This is a genomic window from Escherichia sp. E13S3, from assembly GCF_004212325.1.
GTDB lineage: Bacteria > Pseudomonadota > Gammaproteobacteria > Enterobacterales > Enterobacteriaceae > Escherichia.
On sequence record NZ_RHJR01000012.1, the window covers coordinates 252922 to 268267 of the forward strand.

The window sequence follows — 15346 nt, forward strand, 5'->3', positions numbered from 1 at the left end:
CGTATCAGTGCCGGATGGTGATGCCGTCCGGCCTGTTTATTAAGATAATCCGCTTTTCTATTTACACCTCCCTTCCCCACTGGTTTATTTAATGTTTACCCCCACAACCACATAATCGCGTTACACTATTTTTATAATTAAGACAGGGAGAAATAAAAATGCGCGTACTGGTTGTCGAAGACAATGCGTTGTTACGTCACCATCTTAAAGTTCAGATTCAGGACGCGGGTCATCAGGTCGATGACGCAGAAGATGCCAAAGAAGCCGATTATTATCTCAACGAACATTTACCGGATATTGCGATTGTCGATCTCGGTTTGCCTGACGAAGATGGTTTGTCGCTGATCCGTCGCTGGCGTAGTAATGATGTTTCACTGCCAATTCTTGTATTAACCGCCCGTGAAAGCTGGCAGGACAAAGTTGAAGTATTAAGCGCCGGTGCTGACGATTACGTGACTAAACCCTTTCATATTGAAGAAGTGATGGCACGAATGCAGGCATTAATGCGGCGTAATAGCGGCCTGGCTTCACAGGTTATTTCGCTGCCGCCGTTTCAGGTTGATCTCTCCCGTCGCGAATTATCCATTAGTGACGAAGTCATCAAACTGACCGCATTTGAATACACCATTATGGAAACCTTGATCCGTAACAACGGCAAAGTGGTCAGTAAAGATTCATTGATGCTACAGCTCTACCCGGATGCCGAACTGCGGGAAAGTCATACCATTGATGTTCTGATGGGCAGGCTGCGCAAAAAAATTCAGGCGCAATACCCGCACGAGGTGATTACCACCGTTCGCGGCCAGGGTTATCTTTTCGAATTGCGCTGATGAAAAAATTACTGCGTGTTTTTTTCCCGCTCTCGCTGCGGGTACGTTTTCTGTTGGCGACGGCCGCGGTAGTACTGGTGCTTTCACTTTCCTACGGTATGGTTGCCCTGATCGGTTATAGCGTTAGTTTCGATAAAACGACGTTTCGTCTGTTACGCGGCGAGAGCAATTTATTCTATACACTGGCGAAATGGGAAAACAATAAGCTACATGTTGAACTGCCGGAAAATATCGACAAGCAAAGTCCCACGATGTCTCTGATTTATGACGAGAACGGCAAATTATTGTGGGCGCAGCGTGACGTTCCCTGGCTGATGAAAATGATCCAGCCTGACTGGCTGAAATCCAATGGTTTTCACGAAATAGAGGCTGACGTGAACGATACCAGCCTGCTACTGAGTAACGATCTCTCTATTCAGCAGCAGTTGCAGGAAGTTCGGGAAGACGACGACGATGCAGAAATGACCCACTCGGTAGCCGTTAATGTCTATCCGGCAACGGCGCGAATGCCAAAACTCACCATTGTGGTGGTCGATACCATTCCCGTAGAGCTTAAAAGTTCCTATACGGTATGGAGCTGGTTTCTCTATGTACTCCTGGCCAACCTGCTGTTAGTGATCCCGTTACTGTGGGTCGCCGCCTGGTGGAGCTTACGCCCTATTGAAGCCCTGGCGCGCGAAGTCCGCGAACTGGAAGAACACCACCGTGAACTGCTCAACCCTACAACAACGAGAGAACTGACCAGCCTGGTGGGTAACCTGAACCGACTTTTAAAAAGCGAGCGTGAGCGTTACGACAAATACCGCACTACGCTCACTGACCTGACTCACAGCCTGAAAACGCCTCTGGCGGTGCTACAAAGTACGCTACGTTCTTTGCGAAGTGAAAAGATGAACGTCAGTGAGGCGGAACCGGTGATGCTGGAACAAATTAGCCGTATCTCGCAACAAATTGGTTACTACCTACACCGAGCCAGTATGCGTGGCGGGACATTACTGAGCCGCGAACTACATCCAGTGGCCCCGTTGTTGGACAATCTCACATCGGCACTGAATAAAGTTTATCAGCGTAAAGGCGTCAATATTTCCCTCGATATCTCGCCAGAAATTAGTTTTGTCGGCGAGCAGAACGATTTTGTTGAGGTAATGGGCAATGTACTGGATAACGCCTGTAAGTATTGCCTCGAGTTTGTCGAAATCTCCGCAAGGCAAACTGACAAACATCTCTACATCGTGGTCGAAGATGATGGGCCGGGGATCCCGCAAAGCAAGCGTGAGGTGATTTTCGACCGTGGTCAGCGTGTTGATACCTTACGCCCCGGGCAAGGCGTGGGGCTGGCGGTCGCTCGTGAAATTACTGAACAGTACGACGGAAGAATCATCGCCGGAGAGAGCATGCTCGGCGGTGCGCGAATGGAGGTGATTTTTGGTCGCCAGCATTCCTTGTCGAAAGATGAATAAATATGTCCTTTGTTCGCGCATTACAGTATGCATCCGTTATAATCGGTTGCAGATACCCGCCTATGGACGCTTAACATGGAATACCAACTCACCCTTAATTGGCCCGATTTTCTTGAACGCCACTGGCAGAAACGTCCCGTGGTGTTAAAACGCGGCTTTAATAATTTTATTGACCCTATTTCTCCCGACGAGCTGGCGGGCCTGGCGATGGAAAGTGAAGTCGACAGTCGGCTGGTCAGTCATCAGGATGGCAAATGGCAGGTCAGTCACGGGCCATTCGAAAGCTACGACCATCTGGGCGAAACCAACTGGTCATTGCTGGTCCAGGCGGTTGATCACTGGCATGAACCGGCCGCCGCGCTGATGCGTCCGTTCCGTGAATTACCGGACTGGCGCATTGACGATCTGATGATCTCGTTTTCCGTGCCTGGCGGCGGCGTCGGTCCGCATCTCGATCAGTACGATGTATTTATTATTCAGGGTACAGGTCGCCGTCGCTGGCGGGTAGGTGAAAAACTGCACATGAGGCAGCACTGCCCTCACCCGGATCTGTTACAGGTTGATCCGTTTGAAGCGATTATTGATGAAGAACTGGAGCCAGGCGATATTCTTTATATTCCGCCAGGGTTCCCGCACGAAGGCTACGCGCTGGAAAATGCGATGAACTATTCCGTTGGTTTTCGTGCGCCGAATACGCGGGAACTGATCAGCGGATTTGCCGATTACGTGCTGCAACGTGAGCTGGGCGGTAATTACTACAGCGATCCGGATGTCCCGCCTCGCGATCATCCGGCAGACGTTCTGCCGCAGGAGATGGATAAACTGCGTGAGATGATGCTTGAGTTGATCAACCAGCCAGAACACTTTAAACAGTGGTTTGGCGAGTTTATTTCGCAGTCACGTCATGAACTGGATATCGCTCCGCCAGAGCCACCGTATCAACCGGATGAAATCTACGACGCGCTGAAACAAGGTGATGTACTGGTGCGTCTGGGTGGTCTGCGCGTCTTGCGCATTGGCGACGATGTTTATGCCAATGGTGAGAAAATTGATTCCCCGCACCGTCCGGCGCTGGATGCACTCGCCAGCAATATTGCACTGACCGCTGAGAATTTTGGCGACGCACTGGAAGATCCGTCATTCCTCGCGATGCTCGCGGCGCTGGTCAATAGCGGGTATTGGTTCTTCGAAGGGTAAATTTGAATTGAAGCCGGATGCGGCATCATATGCCGCATCCAATTTCGCTTACTTCCGTTTCGCCGTTAACTCGGCAATACGCACAATCACTTGCACCGCTTTTTCCATTCCTTCCAGAGTGACAAACTCATGTTTGCCATGATAGTTATAACCGCCGGTAAACAGATTTGGACACGGTAATCCCATAAACGACAACTGCGCACCGTCAGTACCACCACGGATCGGTTTCAGGTCTGGTTCAATATCGCAATCGCGCATCGCCTGCTGGGCAATATCAAGAATATGCGGATGCTCAACGACTTTCTCGCGCATGTTGTAGTAACTGTCTTCAATCACCAGTTCAATGTAGCAATCCGGGTGTAACCCTTTTCCCACTTTCTTGGCAATTTCCATCATTTTACGTTTACGCGCTTCAAACTGTTTACGGTCGAAATCACGGATGATGTAGTGCATATCGGCGCGCTCAACAGTGCCTTTCATGCTTGTCAGGTGATAGAAGCCTTCATAACCTTCCGTAGCTTCCGGGCTTTCATCTGCCGGTACTTCCGCATGAATGCGTGCCGCCAGCGACAGCGCATTCACCATCACACCTTTTGCCGTACCCGGGTGAACATTGTTGCCGACGATTTTGATATTCACCGAAGCAGCGTTGAAGTTTTCAAACTCCAGTTCACCTACGCCACCACCATCTACGGTGTAAGCCCAGCGGGCATCAAAGGCTTCAACATCAAAATGTTTCGCCCCTTTACCCACTTCTTCATCAGGCGTAAAGGCAACACGAATATCGCCATGCGGAATATTTTTCTGCTGCAATACCGCCAGCGCGGTCATGATTTCTGCAATACCTGCTTTGTCGTCAGCACCCAACAATGTTTTACCGTCAGTGGTGATCAGCGTCTGTCCCAGCAGTTGATGCAGTACCGGGAACATGACCGGTGACAGGACTTCGTCGCCGACGCCCAACGCAATGTCGCCGCCACGATAGTTTTCAACAATCTGCGGGTTCACATTTTTACCGCTGCAATCCGGTGAGGTATCCACATGAGAAATAAAGCCAATCGCCGGAATATCGCCAGGAACGTTAGCCGGTAGCGTCGCCATCAACGTTCCTTTCTCACTTAAGGTCACATTGATAAGACCCATTTCTTCCAGCTGATCTTTCAGCAGATGCAATAATTTCCACTGGCCTTCCGTGCTGGGAACTTGTCTCACCCCCGCTTTTGATTGGGTATCGAGAGACACGTAGTTCAAAAAACGCTCAAGTAGTTTATCCATGTAGTCACCCTCACTTTTCGTGACAACATTATTAAGAAGCAGGAAAAGACAAATATTGCGTCAGGTCACTTTTACCCCTGCAATCGGGAATATTTATCAACATTACCTTAATGAATATAAAGCTAAGCCAGTAATTCACAACAAGGATTGGCGATCCAAGTAGTTTGCCGTAGAATTACGGCCCTCTTTAAGAGTCACCAAGGTGGTTAACCACAAACCCCGCTTCGGTAAGCCATCCGTTGCGTTTACATGGGACAGAGTAAAAAATTGAATAAACAACCGAGTTCGCTTTCACCGCTGGTGCAATTGGCGGGAATTCGCAAATGCTTTGATGGTAAAGAGGTCATTCCCCAGCTGGATCTGACTATCAACAATGGCGAGTTCCTCACGCTGCTTGGCCCTTCTGGCTGCGGTAAAACAACCGTTCTTCGCCTGATTGCGGGTCTGGAAACTGTTGATTCTGGACGCATCATGCTGGATAACGAGGACATCACCCACGTTCCGGCGGAAAACCGCTATGTGAACACCGTTTTCCAAAGCTACGCGCTATTCCCCCACATGACCGTATTCGAAAATGTGGCCTTTGGTTTGCGTATGCAAAAAACCCCCGCTGCTGAAATTACGCCTCGCGTGATGGAAGCCCTGCGGATGGTGCAACTGGAAAGCTTCGCTCAACGCAAACCGCATCAACTCTCAGGCGGTCAACAGCAACGCGTCGCCATTGCCCGCGCGGTGGTTAACAAGCCTCGCCTCCTGCTGCTTGATGAGTCGCTCTCGGCGCTGGATTACAAACTGCGCAAGCAAATGCAGAACGAGCTGAAAGCGTTACAGCGTAAGCTTGGTATTACCTTCGTCTTTGTCACTCACGATCAGGAAGAAGCGCTCACCATGTCAGACAGAATTGTGGTGATGCGCGAGGGTCGTATTGAGCAAGATGGTACACCGCGCGAAATTTACGAAGAGCCGAAGAATTTATTTGTTGCCGGATTCATTGGCGAGATCAATATGTTCAACGCCACGGTGATCGAGCGACTCGACGAGCAGCGCGTACGGGCTAACGTTGAAGGTCGCGAGTGTAATATCTACGTTAACTTCGCCGTTGAACCGGGGCAAAAACTGCATGTTCTGCTGCGCCCGGAAGACTTACGTGTTGAAGAGATTAACGACGACAACCATGCTGAAGGGCTGATTGGTTACGTTCGCGAGCGTAACTACAAAGGCATGACGCTGGAGTCGGTTGTTGAACTGGAAAATGGCAAGATGGTGATGGTGAGCGAATTCTTCAATGAAGACGATCCTGACTTTGACCACTCTCTCGACCAAAAAATGGCCATTAATTGGGTAGAAAGCTGGGAGGTCGTACTGGCTGATGAAGAACACAAGTAAGTTCCAGAATGTAGTGATTGTCACTATTGTCGGTTGGCTTGTGTTGTTTGTCTTTCTGCCCAACCTGATGATCATTGGCACCAGCTTTTTGACCCGCGACGACGCCAGTTTCGTCAAAATGGTCTTTACGCTGGAAAACTACGCACGTCTGCTCGATCCGCTCTATTTTGAAGTGCTATTGCACTCGCTGAATATGGCGCTGATCGCTACCCTTGCCTGCCTGGTTCTGGGCTATCCGTTTGCCTGGTTTCTGGCGAAGCTGCCGCACAAGGTGCGTCCGCTGCTACTTTTTCTGCTGATTGTTCCCTTCTGGACCAACTCACTGATTCGCATCTACGGGCTGAAAATTTTCCTCAGCACCAAAGGCTATCTCAACGAGTTTTTGCTCTGGCTGGGCGTTATCGACACACCAATTCGTATCATGTTCACGCCCAGTGCGGTGATTATCGGTCTGGTTTACATTCTGCTGCCGTTTATGGTGATGCCGCTGTACTCCAGTATCGAAAAACTGGATAAGCCGTTGCTGGAGGCGGCGCGCGATCTCGGTGCCAGCAAGTTGCAGACTTTTATCCGCATCATTATTCCACTGACGATGCCGGGGATTATTGCCGGATGTCTGCTGGTGATGCTGCCAGCGATGGGCCTGTTCTATGTGTCCGACCTGATGGGCGGTGCGAAAAACCTGCTGATCGGTAACGTCATCAAGGTCCAGTTCCTTAATATTCGTGACTGGCCGTTTGGTGCAGCCACCAGCATTACGCTGACTATCGTAATGGGCCTGATGTTGCTGGTTTACTGGCGCGCTTCTCGTTTGCTGAATAAGAAGGTGGAACTCGAATGATCGGTCGACTGCTTCGCGGCGGTTTTATGACCGCTATCTACGCGTACCTGTATATCCCAATCATTATTTTGATTGTGAACTCCTTCAACAGCTCGCGCTTTGGCATCAACTGGCAGGGTTTTACCACCAAATGGTATAGCCTGCTGATGAACAACGACAGCCTGTTACAGGCAGCGCAGCATTCACTGACGATGGCGGTGTTTTCGGCGACGTTTGCCACGCTTATCGGTTCACTGACGGCAGTTGCGCTGTACCGCTATCGCTTTCGTGGTAAGCCGTTCGTTAGCGGAATGCTGTTTGTGGTGATGATGTCGCCAGATATCGTGATGGCGATTTCTCTGCTGGTGCTGTTTATGCTGCTGGGTATTCAGCTTGGCTTCTGGTCGCTGCTGTTCTCGCATATCACCTTCTGCCTACCGTTTGTGGTGGTGACGGTGTATTCGCGCCTGAAAGGTTTTGACGTGCGAATGCTGGAAGCGGCGAAAGATCTCGGTGCCAGTGAATTTACCATTCTGCGAAAAATCATCCTGCCACTGGCAATGCCAGCGGTGGCGGCAGGCTGGGTGTTAAGCTTTACCCTGTCGATGGACGATGTGGTGGTTTCTTCGTTCGTCACCGGGCCAAGCTATGAAATTCTGCCGTTAAAAATTTATTCGATGGTCAAAGTCGGCGTATCGCCGGAAGTTAACGCGCTGGCAACCATATTACTGGTGCTGTCGCTGGTGATGGTTATTGCCAGCCAGCTTATTGCTCGTGATAAAACGAAAGGTAACACAGGGGACGTTAAATGAAAAAATGGTCACGCCACCTGCTCGCGGCGGGTGCTCTGGCACTGGGCATGAGCGCCGCTCACGCTGATGACAACAACACACTGTATTTCTACAACTGGACCGAGTACGTACCGCCAGGACTGCTCGAACAGTTCACCAAAGAAACCGGCATTAAGGTTATCTATTCGACTTACGAGTCGAACGAAACCATGTACGCCAAACTGAAAACGTACAAAGACGGTGCCTATGATTTGGTGGTTCCTTCAACCTATTACGTTGATAAAATGCGTAAAGAAGGGATGATCCAGAAGATCGACAAGTCGAAGTTAACAAACTTCAGCAATCTCGATCCAGAAATGCTCAACAAGCCGTTTGATCCGAATAACGACTACTCCATTCCGTATATCTGGGGTGCGACGGCGATTGGCGTTAACGGTGATGCGGTGGATCCGAAATCTGTCACCAGCTGGGCCGATCTGTGGAAGCCTGAGTACAAAGGCAGCCTGCTGCTGACCGACGATGCCCGTGAAGTATTCCAGATGGCGCTGCGTAAGCTTGGCTACTCCGGTAATACCACCGATCCGAAAGAGATTGAAGCTGCGTATAACGAGCTGAAAAAACTGATGCCAAACGTCGCGGCGTTTAACTCCGATAACCCGGCAAACCCGTACATGGAAGGCGAAGTTAACCTCGGCATGATCTGGAACGGCTCTGCTTTCGTTGCTCGCCAGGCGGGTACGCCAATTGACGTGGTATGGCCGAAAGAAGGCGGCATTTTCTGGATGGACAGCCTGGCGATTCCGGCAAATGCCAAAAACAAAGAAGGCGCGCTGAAATTGATCAACTTCCTGCTGCGCCCGGATGTGGCAAAACAGGTTGCCGAAACTATCGGTTATCCAACACCAAACCTCGCCGCGCGCAAACTGTTAAGCCCGGAAATAGCGAACGACAAGACGCTCTACCCGGATGCTGAAACCATTAAAAATGGCGAATGGCAGAGTGACGTTGGCCCAGCCAGCAGCATTTATGAAGAGTATTATCAGAAGCTGAAAGCAGGACGTTAATTCAGCAAGCGGGCGGTGGTATTACCGCCCGTTTTTTATTTAGCAAGGATGTGGCTAATGAGTCAGGACAGTAAAGTTTTCTTTCGTATATTCCTCGGTATCGGTCTGGTACTGACCCTCATTTCTGTTGTTATCTTTTATAACCAGTTCACCTATAGCAAAGATGCGATTCATACCGAAGGCGTCATTGTTGATACCGTCTGGCACTCCAGTCATTCTCATCGCACGGGTAAAGATGGTTCGTGGTATCCCGTCGTTGCCTTTCGCCCGACGCCAGATTACACGCTAATTTTCACTTCGAGTATCGGCAGCGATTTTTATGAAGACAGCGAAGGCGATAAAGTTAATGTTTATTATTCTCCGGGGCATCCTGAAAAGGCTGAGATAAATAACCCGTGGGTTAATTTTTTTAAATGGGGGTTTATCGGCATTATGGGCGTTATTTTTATCGCCGTCGGTTTATTAATCAGTATGCCCTCATCTAAAAAGTCACGCAGGAAACGGAAGTCCCGCCCATGAAAAAAATCATAATACTGCTCAGTTTGCTGATACTTCTGCCTCTGACGGTAACCAGTAAGCCCTTAATCCCAATAATGAAGACACTTTTTACGGATGTTACCGGTACTGTACCAGATGCTGAGGAGATTGCGCGGAAAGCGGAGCTTTTTCGTCAACAAACAGGGATTGCACCGTTTATCGTGGTTGTACCTGGCGTTAATGAAGCAAGCTTCAGGCAAAATGGCAAAGCGATGCTGGCGCATGCGTCATCTTCATTGAGTGATGTAAAAGGAAGTGTTCTGTTACTATTTACTACCCGCGAACCACGGTTAATTATGATCACCAACGGCCAGGTTGAAAGCGGTCTGGACGATAAACATCTCGGCCTTCTGATAGAAAATCACACACTGGCTTATTTACATGCTGGCCTCTGGTATCAGGGAATCAATAATGCATTGACTGTTCTACAAGCACAGATATTAAAACAACCGACGCCGCCACTAACATATTATCCGCATCCAGGACAACAGCATGAAAATGATCCCCCCGGCAGCACCACGACATTAGGCCTTTTTGCCTGGGCGGTTGCATTCATCGTCTTTACTGCATTTTTTAACTACACGACTCGTTTTATTTATGCATTAAAGTTTGCAGTGGCCATGACTGTTGCCAATATGGGTTATCAGGCTTTATGTTTGTATATCGATGACAGCTTTGCGATTACCAGAATATCGCCGCTCTGGGCGGGACTGATTGGAGTCTGTGCGTTTATTGCCGCGTTGTTATTGACGAGTAAACGGTAAAAGAGGCAGTAAAGTGCGCGTGTATTATGCCGGATGCGGCGCGAACGCCTTATCTGGCCCACAAAACCCGCAAATTCAATTAATTGCGTCCCCTTGTAGGCCTGATAAGCGTAGCGCATCAGGCAATTACTCCTGATTTATAATCCCTTCAGCAACTTCTCAACAAACTCTGGTACCACCTGGCTTGCCGGGCCGTAATATTTCTCGGCAAATTCATTACCGACCTGACTCGGTTCGAGATTGAGTTCAACCGTATGCGCGCCATGCAGCTTCGCTTCGTGAACAAACCCAGCCGCCGGATAAACATGCCCGGAAGTACCAATAGCAATGAAAATGTCGGCCATCGACAACGCCATATAAATTTCATCCATGCCGAGTGGCATTTCGCCAAACCAAACTACGTGCGGTCGCAAGGGTGCCGGGAACTGGCAACAATGGCATTTATCTTCTGGCGTAACGTCTCCGGTCCAGTCGAGAACCTGACCGCTTTGCGAACAACGTACTTTCAGCAATTCCCCATGCATATGAATCACATTGGTATTACCTGCGCGTTCATGCAGATTATCGATATTCTGCGTCACCAGCAAAAAGCGATCGCCGAGGGCGTCTTGCAGTTTAGCCAGCGCCAGATGCGCAGCGTTAGGCTGAATTTCTGGCTGCTGTAGTTGACGGCGACGGGCGTTATAAAACGCTTGCACCAGTTCAGGATCGCGATCAAAACCTTCCGGTGTAGCCACATCTTCAACCCGATGTTCTTCCCACAGGCCATCCGCAGCGCGAAAGGTACGAATACCTGATTCCGCAGAAATCCCTGCCCCTGTCAGTACGAGTACTCTTGGTTTTTCCATTGCTTCCGGCACCACTTTATCTCTGAAAAAAATACGCTGACGCAAACGCTCGCGCAGGCGGCGTTTATTTTTACGAAAACGACTTAACCGATGACCCCGACGCGACAGCATAGCAACCTCTGTTGTTTAATCGGTTAGATGTAGGAAGGCCGCACCACGCATTCCTCCCGCATCACCGTGGCGCGCGCGTTCAATGCGCGGAACACGAGCTACAGGTAAGAGATGACGAGGCAGCCTGTCCGCCAGTTGCGTTGTGATTGCCGGGAAATTCGATAAGCCACCGCCAATGACCAGCAAATCAGGGTCAACAATGGTCAGGATATTTCCCAGACAAACCGCTAATAAATCCAGATAACGCTCAACGTGCGCCCTTGCCTGCTCATCGCCTTGCTCATAAAGCGCAATAATTTCGGGAGCCTGCAACGGTTGATGGTAATAGTGTTGATACAGCCACGCAAAGCCGCGACCAGACAGATAATTTTCAATGCAACCGTGCTGACCACAGCCGCAGCGACGTAACGGGAAATCCAGCCCCATCATGGTTAACGCATCGACGGGAAGGCGCATATGCCCAAATTCACCCGTAATATAGCTTTTACCCGTTACCGGTTTACCATTGAATACCAGTCCACCGCCAACGCCAGTCCCCAGGATCAGTCCCATCACCAACGGATATTGGGTAAATTCATCGTCCCAGGCTTCAGAAAGGGCAAAGCAGTTGGCGTCGTTATTAAGGCGCACATCGCGTTCAAGGCGTGCGCTCAGATCGGCACGCAGCGGTTTACCACTGGCGGCGGGGACATTGGCGGCATACAGCGTGCCATCTTCTGTTTCCGGCATTCCCGGAATACCGATGCCGACAGAGCCTTTACAGCCAAAACGTTGATCGGCTTCGGCCACCAGCTCGCACACTGCATCTAAAAATGCGTCATAGCTGTCACGCGGTGTCGGCACCCGCTTTTCCCACTGCAACTGCCGACCGCTATCAAACACGCCTAGCGCAATTTTCGTTCCACCAATATCAAACCCGTAATACATTGCCGCTCCTTGTTTTAATGTACTGCCTTTACTGGCCGCTAAGGACTCGCGCAGGGTCAATATTACTGGCGCGTCGCGCCGGATACCAACTTGCCAAAAGACTCAGCAACAATGCTGTGACCAGTACGTAGAAGACGTCCAGCCAGTGCAATTCCGATGGCAGGAAGTCAATAAAATAGATATCGCTGGAGAGGAACTGATGACCGATCAGCTTTTCAATCCACTCAATAATCGGGGTAAGTTGCAGTGAAACCACTACGCCGATAATCACACCACACAGGCTGCCGAACAGCCCTGCCAGCAATCCATACCAGACAAAGATGGCGCGAATTAAACCGTCTTTCGCCCCCAGCGTTCTTAATACTGCGATATCGCCACTCTTGTCTTTCACCGCCATCACCAACGTGGAGACGATGTTGAAACAGGCCACGCCAATCACCAGTACCATCGCCAGATACATAATGGCGCGGATCATCTGGATATCGCGATACATATAGCCGTAAGTACCAATCCAGCTCTTGATATAAACGTAGCTGTTGGTTACTTCACCCGCGTCACGTACCAGTTTGTTAGCGTTAAAAACATCCGTCATTTTAAGGGCAATGCCTGACACACTGGAACCCATATCAAGATATTGTTGGGCATCCGCCAGCGGGATCATGGCAAAACTGTGATCGAGTTGGCCACTCAACTGCAAAATACCCGCAACGTGCAAACGCACACGTTTCGGCTGCATCAGCTTATGCTCGGGATTCGAGTTTGGGATCATGATCGACACCCAATCCCCCTGCTTCACTTTCAGCGCATCCGCCACGCCTTTGCCGATGATAATCTGCTGTTCGCCCGCTTTAAAATTGTTCCAGGCATCGCCCTGGACAAATGATGGCAGCGCGCTCAGACGCTGTTCCTGTTGCGGATCAACGCCTTTAACCTGCAGAGCGCGCAGATTCGCGCCGCTCTCCACCAGCCCGGTGAAATTGATATACGGCGCAGCGGCGGCAATACCCGGCACTTTCTGCACTTTATCCAGTGCTTCCTGCCAGTTAGTCCACGGCTGATCTACCGCCTCAATTTCACCGTGCGGTACCACAGCAAGAATGCGGTTGTTCAGTTCGCGTTCAAAGCCATTCATCGCGCTTAAGCCGACGATCAATACCGCCACGCCAAGTGCAATGCCAATGGTAGAAATGACGGAGATCAGCGACACCATGCCGCCGCGCCGCCGTCCGCGACTAAAACGCAGGCCAATTAATAACGATAAAGGCATCGCCATTACTCCGCCCCCATCAGGCTCAGTTCCGCCGTCAGACGTCCATCACGCATTTCCAGTTGGCGGCTCATACGTTTCGCCAGTTGCAGGTCGTGAGTGACCACCAGGAAGGCAGTGCCCTGCAAGCGATTCAACTCCCCAAGCAACTGGAAGATGCTGTCTGCGTTACGCGCGTCAAGGTTACCGGTAGGTTCATCCGCCAGTACCAGGCGCGGGTTATTGACCAGCGCACGGGCAATCGCCACACGCTGGCGCTCACCACCGGAAAGCTCTGACGGGCGGTGATTCGCACGATGCTCCAGCCCCACCGCTTTTAACATTTCCAACGCTCGACTGTTGATTTCAGCGGGCTTTTTCTTGCCAATCAGCAGCGGCATAGCCACGTTTTCCAGGGCAGTAAAATCCGGCAGCAGGTGGTGAAACTGATAAATAAAGCCCAGCTTCTGGTTGCGCAGCTCTGCTTTCGCCGCCGAAGACAGTTTGCTCATCGGCTGACCGTTAAAAATCACATCGCCGGAAGTTGGCGTATCCAACCCGCCTAACAGGTGCAGCAAGGTACTTTTACCAGAACCAGAGCTACCGACGATCGCCATCATTTCACCTTCGCCCACGCTGAAACTGACATTGTGCAGCACATCGGTTTGCACACTGCCTTCCTGATAGCGTTTGCACAGGTTGTCGCATTGCAACAGGATCTTATTCATAACGTAAAGCCTCAGCGGGTTGAGTGGCGGCAGCGCGCCAGGAAGGGTAAAGCGTAGACAACAGCGCGATAGCCATCGCCACCAGCGCAATAACAATGACCTGTAAAGGTTCGATAGCCACCGGCAGCGCCGCGCCATCAAGCAGGACGCCGATTATCGGCATCAGATTATTCAACTGGCTGGCAAGCAGTGCGCCAAGCGCTGCTCCGAGGATTGCACCGATAATCCCGGCGCTGGCCCCTTGCACCATAAAGACCATCATGATTTGTCGCGGAGTTAAGCCTTGCGTTTGCAGGATCGCTACTTCGCCCTGCTTCTCCATCACCATCAGCCCTAGCGAGGTAATAATGTTAAACGCCGCAACGGCGACAATCAGGCTCAGCAGTAAGCCCATCATATTTTTTTCCATGCGTACGGCCTGGAAAAGCTCGCCTTTACGGTCACGCCAGTCCTGCCATTTGCTGCCTTCAGGCAGTTTTTGCTGACTTAATGAGTCGACTTTCAGCGGCTCATCCAGCCACAAACGCCAGCCGGTAATATTGCCTGCCGGATAACGCATCAGACGCGAGGCATCCTCAATATTCACCAGCATTTCATAGCCATCGACTTCACTGTTGGCGGCGAAAGTGCCAATCACATTGAACAGGCGCTGACTTGGAATACGCCCCATTGGCGTGAACTGGCTGGCAGATGGCACCATCACGCGGATTTGATCACCGCGATTAACGCCCAACTGTGAGGCAAGCTGTTCACCGAGGATGACATTATATTTCCCCGGCTCGAGGTCAGTTTGTTTCACATTGACCAGATACGGCGTTAGTGGATCTTTTTGCGCCGGGTCGATACCCAGCATCACCCCGACCGCCACGCTGCGCGCGCTTTGCAGTACCACATCACCGGTAGTAATAGGTGCGACGCGATTAACGCCGTCCAGTTTGACTGCCGTTTCCGGGAGTTGCTGCGGGTTAAGAGAGCCATGCTCAGAAGAGAGAATTGCCTGTGGCATCAGGCCAAGGATGTTGTTTTGCAGCTCGCGCTCAAAGCCGTTCATCACTGACAATACTGTGACCAGTGCCATCACCCCGAGGGTAATGCCGATGGTAGAAAGCCAGGAGACGAAACGACCGAAGCGATCCGCTGCACGCCCACGCATGTAACGCAGGCCAATAAATAGAGCGACAGGTTGGTACATGAAATCCGTCTGGTTGCTGTTAGCAAAGACACGAGTATATAAGCGAAAGCGGGATGGGTAAACGTCTGAACTGTAAGTGATCGTCAGGGCTAATCTGAAAAGTACCAGCAAATCAATCGGCTAAAGGGCCTCATTTTATCATCGGCCTTATGGCCTGATCTTTATCTGAA

Annotated in this window: 15 protein-coding genes; 9 read left to right on the plus strand and 6 right to left on the minus strand. The window is 50.7% G+C overall.

Annotated features, from left to right (window positions below; translation table 11 throughout):
- The first annotated feature begins 158 nt into the window (after window positions 1–158).
- The 3 genes from phoP to roxA all read left to right on the plus strand — a co-directional run bounded on the left by phoP (window position 159) and on the right by roxA (window position 3487).
- Entirely contained in the window at window positions 159–830 is a 672-nt protein-coding gene (gene phoP, locus D9597_RS13365; protein ID WP_130205589.1) for a two-component system response regulator PhoP, read from the plus strand.
- Window positions 830–2290, plus strand: a complete 1461-nt coding sequence (phoQ, locus tag D9597_RS13370) for a two-component system sensor histidine kinase PhoQ (RefSeq protein WP_130222863.1) — start codon at window positions 830–832, stop codon at window positions 2288–2290. Before phoP ends, phoQ begins: the two co-directional genes overlap by 1 nt.
- A gap of 75 nt (window positions 2291–2365) precedes the next feature.
- Complete coding sequence (roxA, locus tag D9597_RS13375; RefSeq protein WP_130215935.1) at window positions 2366–3487, plus strand: [50S ribosomal protein L16]-arginine 3-hydroxylase; 1122 nt, start codon at window positions 2366–2368, stop codon at window positions 3485–3487.
- A 48-nt stretch (window positions 3488–3535) separates the two neighbouring features.
- On the opposite strand, the gene pepT is transcribed toward roxA, so the two are convergent.
- Window positions 3536–4762 (minus strand): peptidase T, encoded by a 1227-nt coding sequence (pepT, locus tag D9597_RS13380; RefSeq protein ID WP_130205583.1) that lies wholly within the window; start codon window positions 4760–4762, stop codon window positions 3536–3538.
- 249 nt (window positions 4763–5011) lie between these two features.
- On the opposite strand from pepT, the gene potA reads away from it, so the two are divergent.
- Genes potA through D9597_RS13410 form a run of 6 tightly spaced genes read left to right on the plus strand, consistent with a single transcriptional unit; the run spans window position 5012 to window position 10124 of the window.
- A complete protein-coding gene (gene potA / locus D9597_RS13385) occupies window positions 5012–6148 on the plus strand; it encodes a spermidine/putrescine ABC transporter ATP-binding protein PotA (protein WP_130205581.1) in 1137 nt (378 codons plus the stop codon).
- Window positions 6132–6989: a spermidine/putrescine ABC transporter permease PotB gene (gene potB, locus D9597_RS13390; protein WP_060773672.1), complete on the plus strand. Its 858-nt coding sequence runs from the start codon at window positions 6132–6134 to the stop codon at window positions 6987–6989. The genes potA and potB overlap by 17 nt, the downstream gene beginning before the upstream one ends.
- On the plus strand, window positions 6986–7780 hold the full coding sequence (gene potC, locus D9597_RS13395) for a spermidine/putrescine ABC transporter permease PotC (protein ID WP_000580316.1): 795 nt from the start codon (window positions 6986–6988) through the stop codon (window positions 7778–7780). Before potB ends, potC begins: the two co-directional genes overlap by 4 nt.
- Window positions 7777–8823: a spermidine/putrescine ABC transporter substrate-binding protein PotD gene (gene potD, locus D9597_RS13400; protein WP_130215933.1), complete on the plus strand. Its 1047-nt coding sequence runs from the start codon at window positions 7777–7779 to the stop codon at window positions 8821–8823. The genes potC and potD overlap by 4 nt, the downstream gene beginning before the upstream one ends.
- Window positions 8824–8880: 57 nt before the next feature.
- Window positions 8881–9342, plus strand: a complete 462-nt coding sequence (locus D9597_RS13405) for a DUF3592 domain-containing protein (protein WP_130222865.1) — start codon at window positions 8881–8883, stop codon at window positions 9340–9342.
- The gene (locus tag D9597_RS13410) at window positions 9339–10124 is read left to right on the plus strand and encodes a TPM domain-containing protein (protein ID WP_130222867.1); all 786 of its coding nucleotides are present in this window, start codon (window positions 9339–9341) and stop codon (window positions 10122–10124) included. The genes D9597_RS13405 and D9597_RS13410 overlap by 4 nt, the downstream gene beginning before the upstream one ends.
- A 137-nt stretch (window positions 10125–10261) precedes the next feature.
- Here the strand turns inward: D9597_RS13410 and cobB are convergent, their stop codons facing one another.
- From cobB to lolC, 5 genes are read right to left on the minus strand one after another with little or no spacing between them, the layout of a single operon-like run.
- Window positions 10262–11083 carry a Sir2 family NAD+-dependent deacetylase gene (gene cobB, locus D9597_RS13415; protein WP_000952736.1) on the minus strand — a complete coding sequence of 274 codons (822 nt, stop codon included), beginning with the start codon at window positions 11081–11083 and terminating at the stop codon, window positions 10262–10264.
- 15 nt (window positions 11084–11098) lie between these two features.
- The gene (gene nagK / locus D9597_RS13420) at window positions 11099–12010 is read right to left on the minus strand and encodes an N-acetylglucosamine kinase (protein ID WP_130205577.1); all 912 of its coding nucleotides are present in this window, start codon (window positions 12008–12010) and stop codon (window positions 11099–11101) included.
- A 28-nt stretch (window positions 12011–12038) separates the two neighbouring features.
- Window positions 12039–13283, minus strand: coding sequence for a lipoprotein-releasing ABC transporter permease subunit LolE (gene lolE / locus D9597_RS13425; protein WP_042003467.1), 1245 nt, complete (start codon window positions 13281–13283; stop codon window positions 12039–12041).
- Window positions 13283–13984: a lipoprotein-releasing ABC transporter ATP-binding protein LolD gene (gene lolD, locus D9597_RS13430; RefSeq protein ID WP_001033695.1), complete on the minus strand. Its 702-nt coding sequence runs from the start codon at window positions 13982–13984 to the stop codon at window positions 13283–13285. Before lolD ends, lolE begins: the two co-directional genes overlap by 1 nt.
- A complete protein-coding gene (gene lolC, locus D9597_RS13435; protein ID WP_000284714.1) occupies window positions 13977–15176 on the minus strand; it encodes a lipoprotein-releasing ABC transporter permease subunit LolC in 1200 nt (399 codons plus the stop codon). The genes lolD and lolC overlap by 8 nt, the downstream gene beginning before the upstream one ends.
- Window positions 15177–15346 lie beyond the last annotated feature (170 nt).